This is a genomic window from Erythrobacter aurantius (assembly GCF_023823125.1).
Lineage (GTDB): Bacteria > Pseudomonadota > Alphaproteobacteria > Sphingomonadales > Sphingomonadaceae > Erythrobacter > Erythrobacter aurantius.
Window position 1 is genome coordinate 1,362,609 of record NZ_CP090949.1, and the last position, 19,331, is coordinate 1,381,939.

The 19,331-nt window shown below is 62.2% G+C and carries 11 protein-coding genes; 5 read left to right on the plus strand and 6 right to left on the minus strand.

The genetic code is table 11. The features are described from left to right. Positions 1-8: 8 nt before the first annotated feature. Positions 9-1,159, minus strand: a protein-coding gene (locus L1K66_RS06470) for an IS3 family transposase (protein ID WP_252258086.1) whose coding sequence is annotated in 2 segments (ribosomal slippage) — positions 9-907 and positions 907-1,159 — 1,152 coding nt in all. Because the reading frame shifts where the segments join, the coding sequence is not laid out codon by codon here. On the opposite strand from L1K66_RS06470, the gene L1K66_RS06475 reads away from it, so the two are divergent. The 3 genes from L1K66_RS06475 to L1K66_RS06485 all read left to right on the plus strand — a co-directional run bounded on the left by L1K66_RS06475 (position 1,067) and on the right by L1K66_RS06485 (position 3,004). After that, the gene (locus L1K66_RS06475; RefSeq protein ID WP_252260135.1) at positions 1,067-1,447 is read left to right on the plus strand and encodes a TrmH family RNA methyltransferase; all 381 of its coding nucleotides are present in this window, start codon (positions 1,067-1,069) and stop codon (positions 1,445-1,447) included. The genes L1K66_RS06470 and L1K66_RS06475 overlap by 93 nt on opposite strands. 118 nt (positions 1,448-1,565) lie before the next feature. Next, complete coding sequence (locus L1K66_RS06480) at positions 1,566-2,132, plus strand: hypothetical protein (protein WP_252260136.1); 567 nt, start codon at positions 1,566-1,568, stop codon at positions 2,130-2,132. Beyond that, on the plus strand, positions 2,129-3,004 hold the full coding sequence (locus L1K66_RS06485) for a hypothetical protein (protein WP_252260137.1): 876 nt from the start codon (positions 2,129-2,131) through the stop codon (positions 3,002-3,004). Before L1K66_RS06480 ends, L1K66_RS06485 begins: the two co-directional genes overlap by 4 nt. Before the next feature lie 101 nt (positions 3,005-3,105). Here L1K66_RS06485 and L1K66_RS06490 read toward each other — a convergent pair whose 3' ends face one another. The 5 genes from L1K66_RS06490 to L1K66_RS06510 all read right to left on the minus strand — a co-directional run bounded on the left by L1K66_RS06490 (position 3,106) and on the right by L1K66_RS06510 (position 12,601). Further along, on the minus strand, positions 3,106-5,475 hold the full coding sequence (locus tag L1K66_RS06490) for a TonB-dependent receptor (protein ID WP_252260138.1): 2,370 nt from the start codon (positions 5,473-5,475) through the stop codon (positions 3,106-3,108). 136 nt (positions 5,476-5,611) lie between these two features. Beyond that, positions 5,612-6,760 carry an alanine racemase gene (locus L1K66_RS06495; RefSeq protein WP_252260139.1) on the minus strand — a complete coding sequence of 383 codons (1,149 nt, stop codon included), beginning with the start codon at positions 6,758-6,760 and terminating at the stop codon, positions 5,612-5,614. Between the two features lie 110 nt (positions 6,761-6,870). Further along, entirely contained in the window at positions 6,871-7,173 is a 303-nt protein-coding gene (locus L1K66_RS06500; RefSeq protein ID WP_034952324.1) for a hypothetical protein, read from the minus strand. A gap of 193 nt (positions 7,174-7,366) precedes the next feature. Further along, a complete protein-coding gene (locus L1K66_RS06505) occupies positions 7,367-10,237 on the minus strand; it encodes a M16 family metallopeptidase (RefSeq protein WP_252260140.1) in 2,871 nt (956 codons plus the stop codon). A gap of 132 nt (positions 10,238-10,369) precedes the next feature. Further along, entirely contained in the window at positions 10,370-12,601 is a 2,232-nt protein-coding gene (locus L1K66_RS06510; RefSeq protein WP_252260141.1) for an acylase, read from the minus strand. Between the two features lie 222 nt (positions 12,602-12,823). Here L1K66_RS06510 and clpB point away from each other — a divergent pair, with 222 nt between their 5' ends. Both clpB and L1K66_RS06520 read left to right on the plus strand, forming a co-directional pair. Further along, the gene (gene clpB, locus L1K66_RS06515) at positions 12,824-15,400 is read left to right on the plus strand and encodes an ATP-dependent chaperone ClpB (RefSeq protein WP_252260142.1); all 2,577 of its coding nucleotides are present in this window, start codon (positions 12,824-12,826) and stop codon (positions 15,398-15,400) included. Between the two features lie 382 nt (positions 15,401-15,782). After that, entirely contained in the window at positions 15,783-19,226 is a 3,444-nt protein-coding gene (locus L1K66_RS06520; RefSeq protein ID WP_252260143.1) for a TonB-dependent receptor domain-containing protein, read from the plus strand. Positions 19,227-19,331: the final 105 nt, after the last annotated feature.

The window sequence follows — 19,331 nt, forward strand, 5'->3', positions numbered from 1 at the left end:
GTTACCAGTCAGAGGTAGAGTCTGGCTCCTTCATGATGGTTGTTTGATGGGATGGCAACGTGTCTGGGGGCATGCCCCCAGACACGTTGGCCGGCGATCTCGGCGGGGGTCTTCCCGCCCAGTTTCGAGTGTGGCCTGACCGTGTTGTAATCGTGTCGCCAGGCGGCCAGCACGAACCGGGCATGGGCCAGCGAGGTGAACAGCGTCTCGTTGAGGCATTCGTCGCGCAGGCGGCCATTGAAGCTCTCCACGAAGCCGTTCTGCATTGGCTTTCCCGGTGCGATGTAGTGCCACTCGACCCTGCGCTCCTGCGACCAGCGCAGGATGGCCGACGAGGTCAGTTCGGTGCCATTGTCGCTGACCACCGTATGCGGCTTTCCCCGGATGCCGATAAGGCTGGTCAGTTCCCGCGCTACCCGAGCACCCGACAGCGACGTATCGGCCACCAGCGCCAGGCACTCGCGCGTGTAGTCATCGACCACGCACAGGATACGGAAGCGCCGACCGCAGATCAGGCTGTCGGAGACGAAGTCGAGCGACCAACGCTGGTTCGGGCCGTCCGGCAGCACCATCGGCCTGCGCGTGCCCAAGGCCCTTTTCCGGCCGCCACGGCGACGCACGCGCAGCCCCTCCTCCCGGTAGATGCGCAGCAGCTTCTTGTGGTTGGGCCTGATGCCTTCCCGCGCCAGAAGGTAGCCCAGGCGGCGATAGCCGAACCGGCGGCGTTCCGCCGCCAGCTCGCGCAGCCGTTGCCGCAGCGCCCCGTCATCTGGCCTTGTAGGCTCGTAACGGATTACCCTGCGGCTCACACCAACCAGTGCACACGCCCGACGCTCGCTCACCCCGTGATGCTCCCGGGCATAGGCGACGGCTTCCCGCTTGGCGCCGGGCGTTACCATTTTTTTGATGCCAGATCCTTCAGCACCGCGTTGTCCAACATCGCCTCGGCCAGCAGCTTCTTCAGCCGCGAGTTCTCCTCCTCGAGCGATCGCAGCCGCCGGGCCTCGGACACCTCGAGCCCGCCGAACTTAGACTTCCACTTGTAGAACGTCGCCGAGCTGATCCCGTGGCGGCGGCAGACCTCAGTCGTCGCCATGCCCGCTTCCTGCTCCTTCAAGATCGCAATGATCTGCTCTTCGTTGAACCTGCTTCGCTTCATATCGTCCGACTCCTTGCGTCAGACTCTACCAAAAAGCGGTCACATTTCAGGGGAGCACGTCATTTTCTATTCGAGGAATTCGGCGGCCGCAGTTTCTACGAGCCCGAATATCCCGAGGATGCAATGCTGGTATTCGGTCAGGAAACCAAAGGTTTACCGCGCAGCATAATCGAACGTCACTCAGACCGCCTGTTCCGCCTGCCGATGCGTTCCGACGTCATCCGCTCGCTCAATCTGGCGAACACCGTTTCCGCCGCCGCCTATCAGGCGCTCCGGGGGAGGATTTAGACAAAGCAGCGTTTGAATTTGCTGTCTTGTCGGCGGCAAAATCCGTGATAATCCCGGCGAATGGCGCGGCCAATGGGGGCGGGCGCGAAGGGTCTGTATGAAAGCAAAATTGTTGGGGGTGCTGCTCTTGCCCCTGGCCGGTGCCGCATCGGCACAGGCGATCGAGCAGTCGCGGGAAGTCCGCGCATTCACGGCGGAGGAAGTGGCCGCCATTCCGATGCCGGAAACCGCGTTTGACATGCGCCGCGCGCGCGTGGGCGATTTCGAGAAGTATTACTACTTCCACCGCGAGGGCACTTCGTTCGACGAAGCCTTTGCTGACATCAGCGAATGCGACGATCTGGCCAGCGGCCTTGCCTCCTATCGCGGCAATGCCGAACCCTATCCGGGCTATTATGTCGATCAATACGGCATTGGCGGGGTGATCGGCGGGGTGCTTGGCGCCGTGCTGGCCGATGCGATCCACGGGTCTGCGGCACGGCGCGAAATGCGCCGCGTGAACATGCGCAACTGCATGGGGTACAAGGGATACGGCCGTTACGGCATTCCCAAGAACCTTTGGACCGAATTCAACTTCGAAGAGGGCGGCGGCCGCGAGGACGAGGATGTCCGGCAGGCCGCACTGCTGCAACAGGCCAAGGTCGCGTCCGGCCCCAAGCCGGCGACGGAGGCGCTTGACCGATGATCAGACACGCAATCACACTCGCCTGCGTCGCGGCGCTGGGTCTTGCCACCGCAACCGGGGCCAGCGCCCGCCCGATCGAGGAAGACGAGATCGAAAAGGGCGAGGAATCGATCAAGCCCGACATGGGCTACATCTACCTCACCGCGCCCAACCGCTTTGCCGGTTCGTTCATCCGGGTGGCGGACGAGGAAGACATCGCCAAGTATCAGGAGGCCCGCGCGGCAGCCTTTGCCGCGGCGGTGGAGGAGTATGAAAAGGACTACGCCCGCTGGCAGCGCCGGATGGAAAGCCAGACCGCGACCGACAATCCGCCCGAAGAGCCGGTGAAGCCGACCGAGGAAGGCTTTACCTACGCTTCGATCGAACAATTCTTCGCGACCAGCTTCGGCCCCACCTTCGTCTATTCGAAGGATGGCGGCACTTACGCCTATCTCGAAGAGCTGAAGCCGGGGACGTACATCTGGTACGGACCGGTGTTCTACGGGGTGAAGCAGGGCTATCTCGGCCAGTGCTATTGCATGGGAACGATCAAGTTCGAGGTGAAGCCCGGCGTCGTCACCAATCTCGGCAATTCGCTGTTCGCCATGCCCCGGTGGGAGGAAGATCGCGGCGCGCCTGTGCCGCAGATCAAGGAGAACAGCGGTCTCAACGGTTTCGTCGTAGAACTGCCGCAGCAATCGGGCGAACTGGTCTATGATATGCCTGCAACGCTGGCATCGCAGCCATTTGTGATCCCGGAATTCTTCGCCGTGGGCAAGATCAACAATTTCTATCGCCAGATGATCGCCCGCATCGCCCCGATCGACGGCGTTATCGCCTATGATCGCGATCAGGTGATCGATCTCAAGGCGCAATCCGCCGAGGGCGAATAGCAAGCCTGAAGAAAAAGGGGCCGCCGGAGCGTGAGCTCCGGCAGCCTCTCGATCAGCTACCCCCCAGTGCCGATCAAAGTCTGCCGATCAATGCGTGCGGATCAGTCGCCGAAACGGGCGGTTACCTGAATGCCGTAGAACCGCGGTTCGGCCGGGATGAAGGTGGGGATGCCAAAGGCCCCGCCGGTGTTACCTGCATCCAGCAGATAGTCCTCGTCGAATGCGTTGCGGATGAAGCCGGCGATTTCGTAGCGTTCATCGGCAAAGCTGAACCCCGCGCGCGCGTTGACCAGCGTGACGGCTTCCTGACCGATCAGCGGATTGTTGGGCACTTCGAAAAAGATGCGGCTGCGGTGCGTCACGCTGGGCGTGGCGAAGAAGCGCATGCCGTTGCCGAATTCGTAGTCGACCGTGAACCCGCCTGCCGCCTGCCACTCGGGCTGGAGGCGGAAGCGCGCGCCCGAGAAGTCGGGACGGAAGGCGCCGTCTTCGTCGATGCCGCCATCGATATATCCGACATTGCCGAAGACTTGCAGCCAGTCGGCCACATCGATTGCGACTTCGGCTTCGACACCCAGATTGCTGGCCGAACCCGCGCTTTCCGTGACGAAGGCGCCGGTCGGATTGCCGTTGGCATCAAGCTGCGCGACGCTGACCTGGAAGCCGTCATAGACCTGGTAATATACCCCGAGCGAGCCGGAGACAGGCCCGCTGGCCAGCTTGATCCCGCCTTCGTAGTTCCACACGGTTTCTTCGGGGATGAGCTGGGAGTTGGCGACGGCATTGCCACCTGCATCGCGGCGCGCGCCCAGCTGCACCACCGGCGATCGGCGGCCCTTCGAAACGGTGGCGAAAACGTTCACGTCATCGCTGATGCGATAAAGGACGTTGAAACGCGGCAGCACGGTCTGGAAGCCTTCGTCAGCGGTAAAGACACGGCCACCCGTATTGACCCCGCCTGGAATCAAGGGAGCGCCCGACAGCACACTGTTGGGGATGTCGCTGAAGAAGCCCGACTGGCGGTATTCGTCGATAAAGCGGACACCAGCGGTCAGTTCGAACGAGTCGGTCGCGATCCAGGTCATGTCAGCGAACACCGAATAGGCTTCGTTGCGGCCCTGATTTTCGAACAGCACCGCGCTGTAGGGGATCGCCTGCACTGCGCCACCCGTGGCAAGCCCGGTGACAGCCGATGCCGGGACCGAGCCGTCAGGCCCGACGCAAGGGATGCCGGGGATCAGCGGCGCGCCAAACAGCGCGGTGAGGCACTGGAGATAGGTCCCTTCCTCGGTAGCGAATGGGACGTTCTGGATGCTGTCCTCGATAAACAGGTTCCAGCCCGCGCTCGCACGAATGTTGGCACCGTTGTAGCTGAAGCGTCCTTCGTGGCTGACCTGCCAGCCCTTGGCGATTTCGGTGAATTCGAGGAACGGCGCGGGGCCGCCATCGGCGTCGAACACTTCGAGGCTGTCGAATTCGCGATATCCGTTGACGGTGGTGAAGGTCCAGTCGTCTGCGAACTGGTATTCAGCGGTGAGGTTGAGATCGTAGACCTCGCGGTTGAGGCCGAGCTGGTCATCGCCCAGTGTCGCTGCGCCAGCCGGGAAGCCGCTCAGGTTGGCATCCTCAAACGCGTTGGCGGGGCCGCCCGGCGCACCGGCGAATGCCGGGAAGGTGCCCGAAATGAACGGGGTGCCGCCATTGCGTTGCTGATCATAGGTGCCGATCAGGTCGAGCGTGAAATCGGCGGTCGGCGTGTAGCGGACAGAGGCGCGCACGCCGAGCTGGTCCTGTGCGTAGAGTTCGTCCTCCTGATTTGGATTGAGATTCTCGACATAGCCGTCGCGGGTACGCCATTCGAACGCCACCCTTCCGGCCAGTACATCCGACCCAGCGTTGATGTAGCCACCCAGAAGCGTTTGTTCAAAATTGCCATAGCCGCCGGTAATCTCGCCCGAGAAGCCTTCGCGCGGGCGAGCCGAGACGAGGCTGATCGCCCCGACCGCCGAGGCCGTGCCGAACAGCGTTGCTTGCGGGCCCTTGATCACCTCGACACGCTCAAGGTCGTAGATCGCCTGATAGCTGCCGCGCGAGCGTGAGATATCGACGCCGTTGTAATACAGCGTGACGCGCGGGCCCTGCTGGGCTGATCCGCTGTCCGACGTGATGCCGCGGATCACGATGCCAGGATTGTTGGCGCTCTGTTCCTGAATGTTGAGACCAGGGATGTAGTTCGACAATTCGTCGAGATCGGTCACGCCGATTTCGCGGATGCGATCGCCGTTCAATGCGGAAATCGTGATCGGCACGTCTTGCGCACGCTGCTCGATCTTTTGCGCGGTGACGAGGATCGTATTGCCCGAGGTGGCGGTCTCCTGTTCCTCGCTATCGGCGGTGTCCTGAGCCAGGACCGGGAAAGCGGGCAGGGCAATGGTTGCAAGCAGCAGGCTGCGCAATGCGAAGGTTTTCATGGTTTCTGAATTGCCTTTTGTTGGAGAGGGGTAAGCAATTCCAGCGCCGCTAGGCGGCCCGCGTGACACGATCATTGCCGCAGGATTTCAGAACGATGAAACGGGGTTGAAGCCGTGGATTGTTGCCTTGCAGCAACTACCAGCCTGAGAACCTCGCAATGCTCTCCACCGGCGCTCCGGGCGTTTCGAACAGGGCGTAGCTCTGGTGCTGGGCGGCTGTCGCGCAAGCGTGATTGGGCAGGATGCGCAATTGCGTGCCAACGGACAGTTCGGGAAGGCTGGCCCGCGATCCCTCGCGCATGGCAAGGATTCCGTGCTCCTGATTGGCCGAAATCATGATCAGATCGTAGATGATCGTGCCATGCGCATGACAAACGAGGCCATAGCCCTGATCGACCGGCTGGTCTGCCGTGCCACGATCACGCGACATGGCCATCCATCCGGCATCGACAATGATCCAGCCCTTGTCCTGCTGGTGTCCGATCACGCTGGTCAGAACGCTCAGGGCAATGTCCTGCGGCTTGCACACGCCAATGCCGCACATCACCAGATCCATGAAGGGGAACACCCCGGCGCGCAGTTCGGTCACGCCCGAAAGATCGGCTGTGGAGAGCGCCGTGGGGGTGGAGCCGACGCTGACAACGGGCGCTTCGTGCCCGGCAGCGCGCAACGTTTGAGCGGCCAGCAGCGTGCCCGCCCGTTCGCGTTCCGCATGGCTGCGCAAGTCCTCGGGCGTCCGCGCGCCGTAGGACCCGCCCGCATGGGTCATCACCCCGCGCAGCCGTGCGCCATTGCCGATCGCATTGGCGACTGCGAGCAAGCGGATGCTGTCCTCAGGCGGGATGCCTGATCGGTGGCCGTCGCAATCCACCTCGATCAGCACCGGGATTGAAATATCGTGCCGGCGGCAGAAGGCGGCGGTTTCGCGGGCTGCCGCGATATTGTCCGTGATCACGGTCAGGTCGACACCCTGACTGCGCAGCGCCGCCACCCGATCGAGCTTGGCCGGAACCATGCCGACAGCGTAGAGAATGTCGCGATATCCGGCCGCAGCGAAGTGCTCCGCCTCCGCCAGGGTCGATACCGTAATTGCGTCGGTTTCCAGCGCATCGGTGATCATCCGGGCGAGCTCGACCGACTTCACGGTCTTGAGATGCGGACGGTGCTTCACGCCTGACGGAAGCGCCGCGACGTGATCGCGTATCCGGGCCAGGTTTGCGCCGAATTTCGGCCTCTCCACCAGCAAGGCGGGGGTAGGCAGGTCGAAAGGCGCGTTAATCGGCATGATGGTTCCTTGCTTGCCGCACCCGATAACCGCTCAGTCGGTAGATGCGCAAACAAAAGGGCCGCCGGAGCAATCCAGCTCCGACGGCCCTTCGTTATCCTGAAAAGCTATCAGGCGACCTTTTCGCCGGTCACCGGCATCGCGCCGAACGCGCCGGCGTTGACGTTGCCGGCCAGTTTGCCGTCAGCGATGGTCGCTTCGCAATCGAGCGTCATCGGCATCGGCACGGTCATGTTCATTTTCCAGCTCAGCGTGTTGCCGTCGACCTTGCCGTCTTCGATATCCATCGAGCCCATGCCGCCGGCCATGTTGCCCGAAAAAGTGCCGTCACCGTTGTCGACGACGGTGAGAGTGCCCGACTGATCGCCCATCGGGCTTTTGACGGTGGTGTTGTAGGTACCGGAAAGTGACATCTGTGATCTCCCTGATTTGCTATGGCCAGCCGCTGCGGGGAGCCTCTGGCGTGGGGCGTGTTGTACACGTCAGCGGGGGGCGTTCAACCACTATCGCGGCCAAAAACAAGGGGGCGGAAGGTGGCTGTGTGCCCCTTCCGCCCCCGAGATTAGCAAGCCGTAGCGTCAGCCGCTGACGGCTTCTAGGCAGGTTTTATTCGGCCCCTTCCATCTGGCGCACTTCGACCGGCAGGCCCAGCGATTCGAGCTGCGGCTGGACGACCGAGGCATCGCCGACGACGACCCACACGAAGTCATCGACATCGAGCGCGGCGCGCGCTGCGGCATCGAGGCTGTCGGTGGTCTGCGCGGTGTAGCGATCCACCAGCGTTTCGTAGTAATTGTCCGGGCGGCCATAGAGCGCGATCGACTGCATCGCGCTGAGCACCGAACCCGAGGTTTCGAAGCTGCCCGGAAGTTCGCCGATCTCGCTCGCCTTGTTGCGGGTCAGCTCTTCCTCGGTCACCCCGCTGGTCGTCAGGAATTCGCTGGTTTCGCGGATCATTTCCGCCACCGAATCCCCGGTGCGGTCTGCCTGCACGCCGCCGCTGATGGCATAGACCACCGCGTTTTCGCGCGCCTGCGGCCCGCCACGAACGCCATAGGACCAGCCCTTGGTCTCGCGCAGGTTCATGTTGAGACGAGCAAGGAAGTTGCCACCCAGCGAGTTGTTGGCATTGGTGAAGTCGACATAGGCCGGATCGCTCGCATCAAGCGGCGTGACCTGCGCGCCGAGGATGAAGCTTTGCGGCGAATTCGGACGGTTGATCAGGACGATCCGCCCGCCTTGCGTGCTGGTGGGCAGGTTGGAGAAATCCTTTTCACCCTTTGCCACCGCCGGAGCGCTCCAGTCGCCGAAAGCGGCGTTGAGCTGGGCCACGACTTCATCCATCGGCAGGCTGGAAATCACGAAGACTTCGCCGTTGTCCGGGCGGATCCACGTGTCCTTGAACGCGATCAGATCGTCGCGGGTGATGGCCGAAACGCTGTCGATCGTGGTGGTGCCGCCATAGGGCGTGTCGCCGAACAGCTCGGTGCCGATCGCGCGCACGGCAATGCCCTGCGGCGAACGCATCTGTGAACGGATGCCGGTAATGGTCTGCGCCTTCACGCGGTTCAGGTCGCTTTCGTTGAAAGCGGGTTCGCGAATGATCGAGCTGAACAGGTCGAGTGACGGCGCAAGGTTGGCCGACAGCGCCGACAGGGTGAAGGACGACCGGTCATCGCCGCCGCCGGTGGAGATGTTGACGCCCAGACGCTCACGCGCTTCGGCGATTTGCTGGCTCGACATGGTCGCGGTGCCTTCGTCGAACAGGCCCAGCGTCAGGTTCTCAAGCCCGCGCATGTCAACCGGATCAGCCGCCGAACCGGCGTTGAACGACATGGTGACATAGGTCGCGGGAACGGCGTCACGCTTGGCGTAAGTCAGCTTCATGCCGTTGGCGAGCGTGGTGCGCTCGAAATCGGGGAAGTCGAGCTGCGGGACGGAATCGATTGCCGGAGCCGGACGGGTGACCGAAACCGTGATTTCCTCTGCCGCGCGATCGCGCTCCGATGCGTTTTCGCCCTCGGCAGCGACGCTGGCGGCTTCCTCGTAAGTTCCGTCGCGCTCACCCGGTTCGAGCACCAGGGTGAAAGCGGGGCGGGTCATCCATTTCTGCATCGCGGCCTTCACGTCGGCCGGAGTGATCGAGGCAAGCGTCGCCAGCTGATCGACCGCAAAGCCCGGATCGCCTGCCAGCACTTCGCCGCGGGCCAGAGCCACGGCCTTGCCGCCGAACCCGCCGACCTGCTCAAGCCCGCGGATCGTGCCGGCCAGATCGCTGGTGGCGGCGCGGCGCACTTCGTCCTCGGTCGGGCCGGTTTCGATGTACCATTCGATGAGCTGCTTCAGTCGCGCTTCGAGTACGGCCGGATCAACGCCATCCTTCAGCGTGGCGCTGACATTGATGATGCCGACGCGCTGGAAGTCGAAATTGCCGGCCGAAACACCCACCGCCAGCTGCTCGTCGCGCACGAGGATTTCGTCGAGACGGCTCGAGGCAAGGCCGCCGAGCACGGCGGTGCCGACGTTGAGCGCGGTCAGATCCTCGCTCATGATGCCGGGGGCAGGCCAGTAGATGCTGATCTGGGTCGCTGCGACCTGATCCTTCATCACGGTGCGGACCGGTTCGGACAGGGTCGGGATTTCAGCGGCTGCCGGAGTGTTGACCGGGCCGCGCGCAATCGGGCCGAACCACTTTTCGACCAGCGGGCGCGCTTCCTCTGCGGACACGTCACCGGCCAGAACCAGAGTGGCGTTGTTGGGGCCGTACTTGTCGCGGAACCAATTGCGCACATCGTCCATCGATGCCGCGTCGAGATCAGCCATCGAGCCGATCACCGAGTGCTGGTACGGGTGGCCGTCGGGGAAGATCGTTCCGAGGATTTCGTAGAAGACGAGGCCGCCGGGCTGGTTGTCGCCCTGACGCTTTTCGTTCTGGACGACGCCGCGCTGGTTATCGAGCTTTTCCTGCGTCACCGCGCCCAGCAGATAGCCCATGCGATCGCTTTCCAGCCACAGCGCGCGTTCGAGCGCGGGGCGGGGCACCGTCTGGAAGTAGTTGGTGCGGTCGAAATTGGTGGTGCCGTTGTAATCCGTCGCGCCCATTTCCTGGAGATACTGGAAATAGTCGGCGGGTGCGTTTTCCGAACCGTTGAACATCAGGTGTTCGAACAGGTGGGCAAAGCCGGTCTTGCCGGTGGGTTCGTCCTTCGACCCGACATTGTACCACACGGCAACGCCGACGATCGGCGCCTTGCGGTCTTCGTGGACGATGACGGTCAGGCCGTTTTCAAGCTGGAATTCCTCGTAAGGAATCTGGACCTGTGCGACCAGCGCCTCAAGATCGCCTGCGCCTTCGGAGACGTTTTGCGATGCGTCCATATGCGCATCGGCAAAGGCCGGTGCGGCGGGCAGGGCAAGGGCAAGGCCGAGCGCCGCGCCAAGCGCGATGCGGCTGGTGGTGGCAAGACGAAGTTTCATGAAGATGCTCCCCGTTGGAAAATCGCAAGAATTGCTGGTGCGCTCGTGCGTGTTGGCCAGTCGGCGATCAACTGCAAAGCGCGGTTAATCGATCAAACGCGTCGGTCCATCGACGAGTTCCATACTCTCGTACTAGCGCGCGTTGTTGACCTTTCGGCTGCTGCGGGCGGCGGCGCGAACGTCCTCTTCCCAGAACCGCACCGGCTTCAGCCTGTGTTCGACGAAAAGGCCCATCTGATCGGTGTAATGCGGGCTGTCCGGGCGGGTGGTGGCTGCCCCGAACGGCTGGATCGAGCGCGAGAAGACACGCCCGCCATCGCGCGGCCATTCGACCCACTGGATGAAGCTGTCGCCGTGGACGAGGCTCAAACGCCCGTCCTCGTCCACTTGCCAGGTGGTTGAGGCGCGCAGCGTGTCCGATCCGCCGTCAAGCGGCAGGTCGACATTGCCCTGCCGCAGCCGCAGCAAGTCCGACATTGGCGGATCGATGCGCCCGAAATGTGTTGTCAGGTGATCGACCGCCTTTTGCAGATGTTCGGCGACTTTGGGCAATTCCTCGGCGTTCTTGTTGTTGTATTCCGCGCTCATGAAATCGCGGATCATCAACAGCGCGAGGGCATCGGCTGGGCCTTGGTTGTCGGCGGTGAAATCCCACGTCAGCAGCAGGTCGCGCGCTTCGGCCAGTTCGCCTTCGGCTTCCATCGTTTCCAACCCGGCGAACATGTCCGCGACATAGCCTTGGCGTTCGTAGGCGGTGTCGTATTTGATCCGCTCCAGTTCGGCACGGGTCAGCGGGCCTTCGGTTTCCGACAGCAGTTTGTAGGCACGGCGGGAACGGTTGGTCTGCTTTTCTTCGATCCCTAGCACGGGTGAGAAATCCTCCCGCGACAGATCGCTGCCCGCGCCCGCGGCGGTGTAGGGTTCGTTATTGGCGTTGTAGAGCCAGCCCGAGGCCGGATTGATCAGCTTGGGAATCTCGGCGTAATCGACGGTGCCTTCCCAAATCAGATCGCTGCGTTTCCCGTCGAGGATGCCGCGCCAGTTGGCCTTCACATCTTCGGGCCGGTCGGGGATGGCGGCATTGTAGACATAGGCGATGTTGCCTTCGCGGTCGGCGTAGATGAAGTTGGTCGAAGGGATCGCCATGCGCGCGATCTGTGTCTGCCATTCTTCGAGATTGGTCGCCTTGTTGATGCGGTAATAGGCGTCCAGCTGCTGCACGCTGTCCATCCCGCCGTAACGGATCGCGAAATAGCCCTTGTCGTTCTTGATCACCGGGCCGTGGACGCTGCGATAGACGGTGCGGCGGACGGGCAGGGTGATCGGCCCCAGCTTGACGGGCAGAGTGACGGTCTTCGTTTCAAGGTCACGCCATTCGCCATCCAGCTTGTACTGGGTTCCCGCCTCGTTGACCTCCAGCTGGTAGATGTCGGCCATGTCGGGCCGGTTCACCGTATTGGTCCAGCCGAGGTTTTCGTTGTGGCCAAGGAAGGGGAAGGGCGATCCGGGGAAGTTCGCGCCGGTAAAGTGCCAGCCTTCGCCCGACTGCACGCCCAGTTCGTACCATGCGACGCCGCCGCGCAGCGGCTGGTGTGAATTCGAGATCAGCGTGGTCGGCCCGCCCGAACGCTCTGGCGTCACGGCCCAGGCGTTGGAGCCGAGATGTTCGGCATCCTCGCCCCAGGGCAACACCAGATCGCGCCGCGCCTGCCCGCCGGGTTCGGCTTCGTCGACCGGGGCCGAAGCACCGGGGGTGGAGCCTTCGCGCGGGAAGCCGGGAATGTCCGGCCCGAATTCGCGGCGCAGTTCCTCGCCTGCGACAAGCGGCCCGACGACATTGCCAAGACCGTAGAAGAACGGCTGGCGCAGCACGAAACCAGCGGCGACATCCTCTCCGTTCACGGGGAACAGATTGGCGAGCTTGATCTCCTCCGGATGCTCGTCGGCATATTGGTTGAGCCCGGTGGCATAGGCTTCGAACAGGGCGCGCGTGTCTTCGGGCAGCTTGGGATATTCGCGTTCAGCCGTGCCGCGCGCGTCGAGCAGGTGATAGACGTAATCGAAGGTCGCGCCGTCTTCTCCCGCGATCGCGCCATAGCGTCCGCGCGACATGGCGATCACGTCCTGCAAGGTGAAGAAATCGTCTTCGGCATGGGCGATGGCGACACCGAAAGCGACGTCGGGATCGGTTTCGCCATAGATCATCGGTACGCCGAATTCGTCGCGCACGATCTCGGCCGAGTATTCGCGATATTCGGGCGCCTTGGCCTGATGCGCGAAAAACGGTTCCCACGTCGCCAGCGCGATGAACACGGCAAGCACGACAGCGGCAAGCGTGATGACGCCGCCCTTCAGGAATTTCATTATCTGACTCTCCGATCTCTCTTCGATGCGGACAATCGCCTTGCAAACGGACGCAGTCAAGCAGGCCAGTCAGGCAGGTTGCAAAGGGGGCTTGCAAACCGCCTTGCCCGACCCACCTAGTCAGGTAATACACCAATGTTGCAAAAAAGCGGTCGCTATGTCTTGTGTTGCTAAAATGCAACACCATCTTGGGCGGGTAACACCAATGAGGGGTCTTCAGACATGAATCTCGAAAAGTTCACCGATCGCGCCAAGGGCTTTCTGCAAAGCGCGCAAACCGTCGCGATCCGCATGAACCACCAGCGGATCACGCCGCTGCACCTGCTCAAGGCGCTGCTTGAGGATGACGAAGGCATGGCCGCCGGGCTGATCCAGCGCGCGGGCGGCGAGGCGAGCCTTGCTGTGAGCGCGGTCGATATTGGCCTGTCCAAGATCCCGCAGGTTACCGGCAGCGGGGCGCAATCGACGCCGGGGCTCGACAATGATGCGGTGCGCGTTCTCGATAGCGCCGAACAGCTCGCGGACAAGGCTGGCGACAGCTATGTCACCGTCGAACGGTTGCTCACCGCGCTTGCGATGGCGCCTGATTCCACCCGCGATGCGATGAAGGCTGCGAGCGTGACCCCGCAAGGCCTCAACGCCGCGATCGAACAATTGCGCGGTGGCAAGCGTGCCGACAGCGCCAACGCCGAAGCCAATTACGACGCGATGGAGAAATTCGCCCGCGACCTGACTCAGGCTGCGCGTGATGGCAAGCTGGACCCGGTGATCGGCCGCGACGAGGAAATCCGCCGCACCATCCAGATCCTCGCCCGGCGGACCAAGAACAACCCTGCGCTGATCGGTGAACCCGGGACCGGGAAAACGGCGATTGCCGAAGGGCTCGCGCTGCGCATCGCCAATGGCGACGTGCCCGACGGCCTCAAGGGCCGCACGCTGATGTCGCTCGACATGGGTGCGCTGATCGCCGGTGCGAAATATCGCGGAGAATTCGAGGAGCGGCTAAAGTCGGTTCTGGACGAGGTGAAAAACGCCGAAGGCAATATCATCCTGTTCATCGACGAGATGCACACGCTGATCGGGGCGGGGGCCAGCGAAGGCTCGATGGATGCTTCCAACCTGTTGAAGCCCGCCCTTTCCCGAGGCGAGCTGCACTGCATCGGCGCAACCACTCTGGATGAATACCAGAAGTATGTCGAAAAGGACCCCGCGCTCCAGCGGCGGTTCCAACCGGTGTTCATCGACGAACCCACTGTCGAGGACACGATTTCGATCCTGCGCGGGATCAAGGACAAGTATGAACTGCACCACGGCGTGCGGATCACCGACGCCAGCATTGTGGCGGCGGCGCGCCTGTCCGACCGCTATATCCAGAACCGCTTCCTGCCTGACAAGGCGATCGACCTGATGGACGAGGCCGCCAGCCGCATCCGTATGGAAGTGGAGAGCAAGCCCGAGGAGATCGAGGCGCTCGACCGGCGGATCATCCAGCTCAAGATCGAGGAAAGCGCGCTGGCCAAGGAGGACGATGTCGCGTCGCAAGACCGGCTCGAAAACCTGCGCAAGGAACTGGCGGATCTGGAGCAGGAGTCTTCCGAACTCACGACCCGCTGGCAGAACGAGCGCGACAAGATCGAGGCCGAAGGCAAGATCAAGGAAGAACTTGATGCCGCGCGGCTGGAGCTTGAACAGGCACAACGTTCCGGCGATCTCGCCAAGGCGGGCGAGCTGTCCTACGGCACGATCCCCGCTCTCGAAAAGCGGCTCGCCGAGGCTGAGGCCATGAGCGAGAACGCGTTGCTGCGCGAGGAGGTGACCGAAGAGGACATCGCCAGCGTCGTGTCCCGCTGGACGGGCATCCCGATCGACAAGATGATGGAAGGCGAGCGCGAGAAGCTGCTCGACATGGAAAACATCCTCGGCAAGCGGGTGATCGGCCAGAGTCAGGCCATCGTTGCCGTGTCAAAGGCGGTGCGCCGCGCGCGCGCCGGCTTGCAGGACCCGAACCGGCCGCTCGGCAGTTTCCTGTTCCTCGGCCCGACGGGCGTAGGCAAGACCGAGCTGACCAAGGCGCTCGCCGAATTCCTGTTCGATGACGATCAGGCGATGGTTCGCATCGACATGAGCGAATTCATGGAGAAGCATTCGGTCGCTCGCCTGATCGGCGCGCCTCCGGGCTATGTCGGCTATGACGAAGGCGGGGTGCTGACCGAGGCGGTGCGCCGGCGCCCGTATCAGGTGGTGCTGTTCGACGAGGTGGAGAAGGCGCATCAGGACGTGTTCAACGTGCTGTTGCAGGTACTCGATGACGGGCACCTTACCGACGGGCAGGGCCGCAAGGTCGATTTCTCCAACACGCTGATCATCCTGACCTCCAACCTCGGCAGCCAGTACCTCGCCAACCTGCCCGACGACGGGAAGGTCGCCGATGTCGAGGATCAGGTGATGGATGTGGTGCGCGGGCATTTCCGCCCCGAGTTCCTCAACCGGCTGGACGAGATCATCCTGTTCCACCGCCTCGCGATGGAGCACATGGCGCCGATCGTCGAAATTCAGGTCAAGCGGGTGCAGAGACTGCTCGACGATCGCAAGATCAAGCTCGATCTGACCGATGCCGCACTGCGTTGGCTGGGCCGGGTGGGATACGATCCGGTCTACGGCGCGCGTCCGTTGAAGCGCGCGGTGCAGCGTTATCTGCAGGATCCGCTGGCCGAAATGCTGATCGAGGGCAAGGTGCTCGATGGCTCCACGATCCGCATCGACGAAGGCGACGGGGAATTGCAGATCGCGGTCGAGTGAGTCGGGACGGGTGTCATGCACCGTGCCTGTTACAAGGCCGTGAAATATTCTGACTGCGGTTGGACAGAATAAACAAGCAAGGCGGATTGTTGCGTGCAATCCGCCTTGCGCTATATTTTTTGGAAAGTTTCGCGCTTGCGATATTGCGGTTGCGAAAGCGGCTTGTGGGATTCCCGCAACACAAAGGGAGAAAGTCGCGCAAAATCGCGGTTCTTCCTGAACCTCTCATTTACATACCCCCCCTGCTATTGCACACAAACGTCACCGCAGGGGCTTTGTCGCGCAACCAACAGGGGTGTTGGCGCACGTGTAGGGTAATATGCGTGCCGTCTGTTTGGATTGGTGCCCGGCCAAGGTTCCGGTTGTCGTAACTGGAGTGATCATGAAGAAGTTTCACAACAATTCGCTGAAGGCGCTTGCCTTCTCCGCGTCGGCTATCGCGTTTGTGGTGGCCGGACCTGTCTATGCCCAGGACAATAGCGAAGAGGGGCAGGAAGAAGACGAAGAGCAGGTCGATGTCACGACCGATGCTTCGGGTCAGACTGCTGGCGGCGGTGGCATCACCGTTACCGGTTCGCGTATTGTCCGTGACACCTACAGCTCGATTTCGCCGCTGCAGGTTCTCAGCACCGAAAACCAGCAGGCAGTCGGCGCCTTCGACCCCGCGCAGATCCTGCAGCGTTCGGAAGCTGCTGCCGGTACGCAGATCGACGCGACCTTCCAGGGCTTCGTTCTTGACAACGGCCCGGGTTCGCAAACGATCAACCTTCGCGGTGTCGGCGCAGGCCGTACCCTCGTTCTCGTCAATGGCCGTCGCCTCGCACCTGCCGGTGTGGAAGGCGCGCCGACGTCTCCCTCGATCAACCTCATTCCGGCAACTCTGGTTGACCGCTACGACCTGCTGACCGACGGTGCTTCGTCGGTTTACGGTTCGGACGCTGTTGCCGGCGTTGTGAACGTCATCCTGCGCAAGGACTTCGACGGTCTGGAAATTCAGGCCAACGGCGACATCAACCCGATGGGTGCCGGTGAAGATTACTCGGTCAGCGGCGCATGGGGTTTCACCACCGACCGTGCCGTGTTCGGCATCGGTGCGGAATACCAGTTCCGCGACGAAGTGAAGCTGCGCGATCGTGACTTCCTGCGCGGTTGTACCACCAACCTCGAAGAAGATGCCGACGGCAACATCTACCGTCTCGGTCTTGCCGACAACGCCGCAGTCCAGGCTCGTACGCCGGGCGTGAGCGTTTCGGAAAGCGAGTGCGTTATCTCCGGCATTTCGGGCCGTATCTTCCAGCCGTTCGCACGTTTCGGCTCGGTCTACTTCCCGGCCAATGGCAACATCGCCAACTTCCCGAACGATCCGCGCACCGGTCGTCCGTTCCTCTTCGGTGAATCGACCGACGCTTTCGGTACGGACCTTGACATCAACGGTGACGGCATCCGTGACGTCGACTTCCAGAACGTCAACACCAATGCGAGCGAAGCCGAACTCGATCGGACCTTCATCTCGCAGCAGGAACTGATCAACGTCTTCGCATACGGCGAATACACCTTCCCGGGCGAAGCGAACATCACGCCGTTCTTCGAAGCGCAGTATACTCGCGCCGAGATCACCAACACCGGTGCAGGCAACCCGCAGATCTTCCCGTCGGTGCCTGACCTGAACATATTCAACCCGTGTAACTTCATTTCGAACCCGAACGGCGTCGACTGCCGTGCGGTCGACAACGAGCTGCTCGGGCTGTCGAGCTTCCCGCGCATCCCGCCGGCACTTTCGACCGGCTTACCGCTCCCGACCACCCCGATTGCCGCGATCCGCGGTGACCGTAACAACTTCGACGTTGTGCAGGAGCAGTATCGCGGCGTGCTCGGTGTTCGCGGTGACCTGCCCTTCATCGGTTCCTCGTGGACCTTCGAAGTCGCTGGCGTGTACTCGCGTTCGGAAGGCAAGTCCTCGCGCGTCGGTATTCGTGAAGACCGTCTGGCATTCGCCCTCGGCCTTGACCCGACGGCAGACTTCGACGGCGACGGCATCATCGACAACGACGGTGACGGCATCGCTGACGACTACAACAACGGTCTCGACTTCTTCGGCTTCTTCGGTGACCCGCAGGTCATCGGTGAATGTAACACTGCCGGCCTGGCGAACCCCGGTCTCGCCGCGCCCGACCTCAACGCTTCGAGCTGTGTTCCCGTCAACCTGTTCGCTGCAAGCGTCCTGACCGGCCCGGTCGGCGACTTCGAAACTCAGGCTGAGCGCGACTACCTGTTCGACAGCCGCGATTTCGACACCACCTACGAACAGATCCAGCTGTCGGCCTACATCACCGGCGACCTGTTCGAACTGCCTGCCGGCCCGGTCGGCGTGGTGCTCGGTGGCGAATGGCGTGAGGACAAGATCGAATCGAACCCCGACATCGTCGCTTCGAACGGTCTGTTCTTCGGCTTCTTCGCTGACGGCGGTGCATCGGGTTCCAAGTGGATCCGCGAACTCTTCGGCGAAATCGACATTCCGCTGATGGCAGGCGAAACGATGGTTGAAGAACTGTCGCTGAACGTCTCGGGCCGTCTGACCGACGAAGAATTCTACGGCACCAACGGCACCTTCGCCATCAAGGGCGGCTGGCGTCCGGTGGCTCCGCTGCTGTTCAAGTTCAGCTACGGCACGTCGTTCCGCGCGCCGAACCTGCGCGAGAACTTCCTGCGCGGCCAGTCGGGCTTCACCACCCTGTTCGACCCGTGCGCCGTCCCTGACGATGCATTCGTCAACGGTGCCTACGATCCGACGCTCGACCAGCGCGATGACTTCGTCCTCGCCAACTGCTCGCGCGAAGGTCGCGATCCGACCAGCGTCGGTATCGACTCAGAGGGTCTGAACACTCGGCAGTTCGTCAGCGGTGAAATCACCCAGGGCGGCTCGCTGGACATCGATCCGGAAACCTCACGCTCGATCACGACCGGCTTCGCCTTCGAGGAAAGCTGGGGCAGCGGCTTCGATTTCGCGTTCAACTTCAACTACTACGACATCAAGATCAAGGACGCGATCGTCGAGCCTTCGGGGCAGTTCATCATCAACGACTGCTACTTCCGCGAAGACGGCGCCCGTTCCGAGTTCTGTGATCGTATCGATATCAACACCACCGACCGCGCTCTCATTCAGGGTGTCCGCGCCGGCTTCCTTAACCGTGACCAGGAATCGGTCCGTGGTATCGATATCAACACGACCTTCGGCTACCCGCTGCAAATCGGCAACGAGACCTTCGATCTCACGCTGAACCTTGTTGCGAACAAGCTGATCGAGCGTTCGAACCTGCAAACGCAGGATGACGGTTCGATCGTCGAATCGAACTTCACCGATCGCTTCGGCTTCCCGGACTGGACGGGTCGTCTGACCTTCGCTGCTGATTGGGAAGATTTCCGCTTCACCTATCAGGTCCGTTACATCGACGCGATCGGCAACTCGGACTCGGATGGCGTTCCGTTCCGCGATCGCGTGGACTTCGGCGATGCCTTCAACGGTGGCCCGAACGGCGAATTCTCGCCGACCTGTCTGGGTAACGGTTCGCCGAACGCTGTTGTTGCCGGCGACGGTAACTTCTGCCGCCCGGTCGGCACTGCGCCCGAATACTTCGAGCACACCGCTTCGATCCGTTGGGACAGCGGCGACTTCCGCATCATCGCAGGTGTCCGCAACCTCTTCGACGAAGAGCCGCCGCTGGTATCGTCGCGTGCCGGGATCCTGCAGATCTCGAACGTTCCGATCGGTAACGGTTACGACCTCAACGGCCGCGAATTCTTCGCTCAGCTGCTGGCTCGTTTCTAAGCGGAACAAAGGCTTGATCTAGCCATAAGGAGCGGCCCCTCGGGACTTGCCGGGGGGCCGCTTTTTTGTTTTATTCCTCGCTGCATGGGTCGTGCCGAGTGGAGG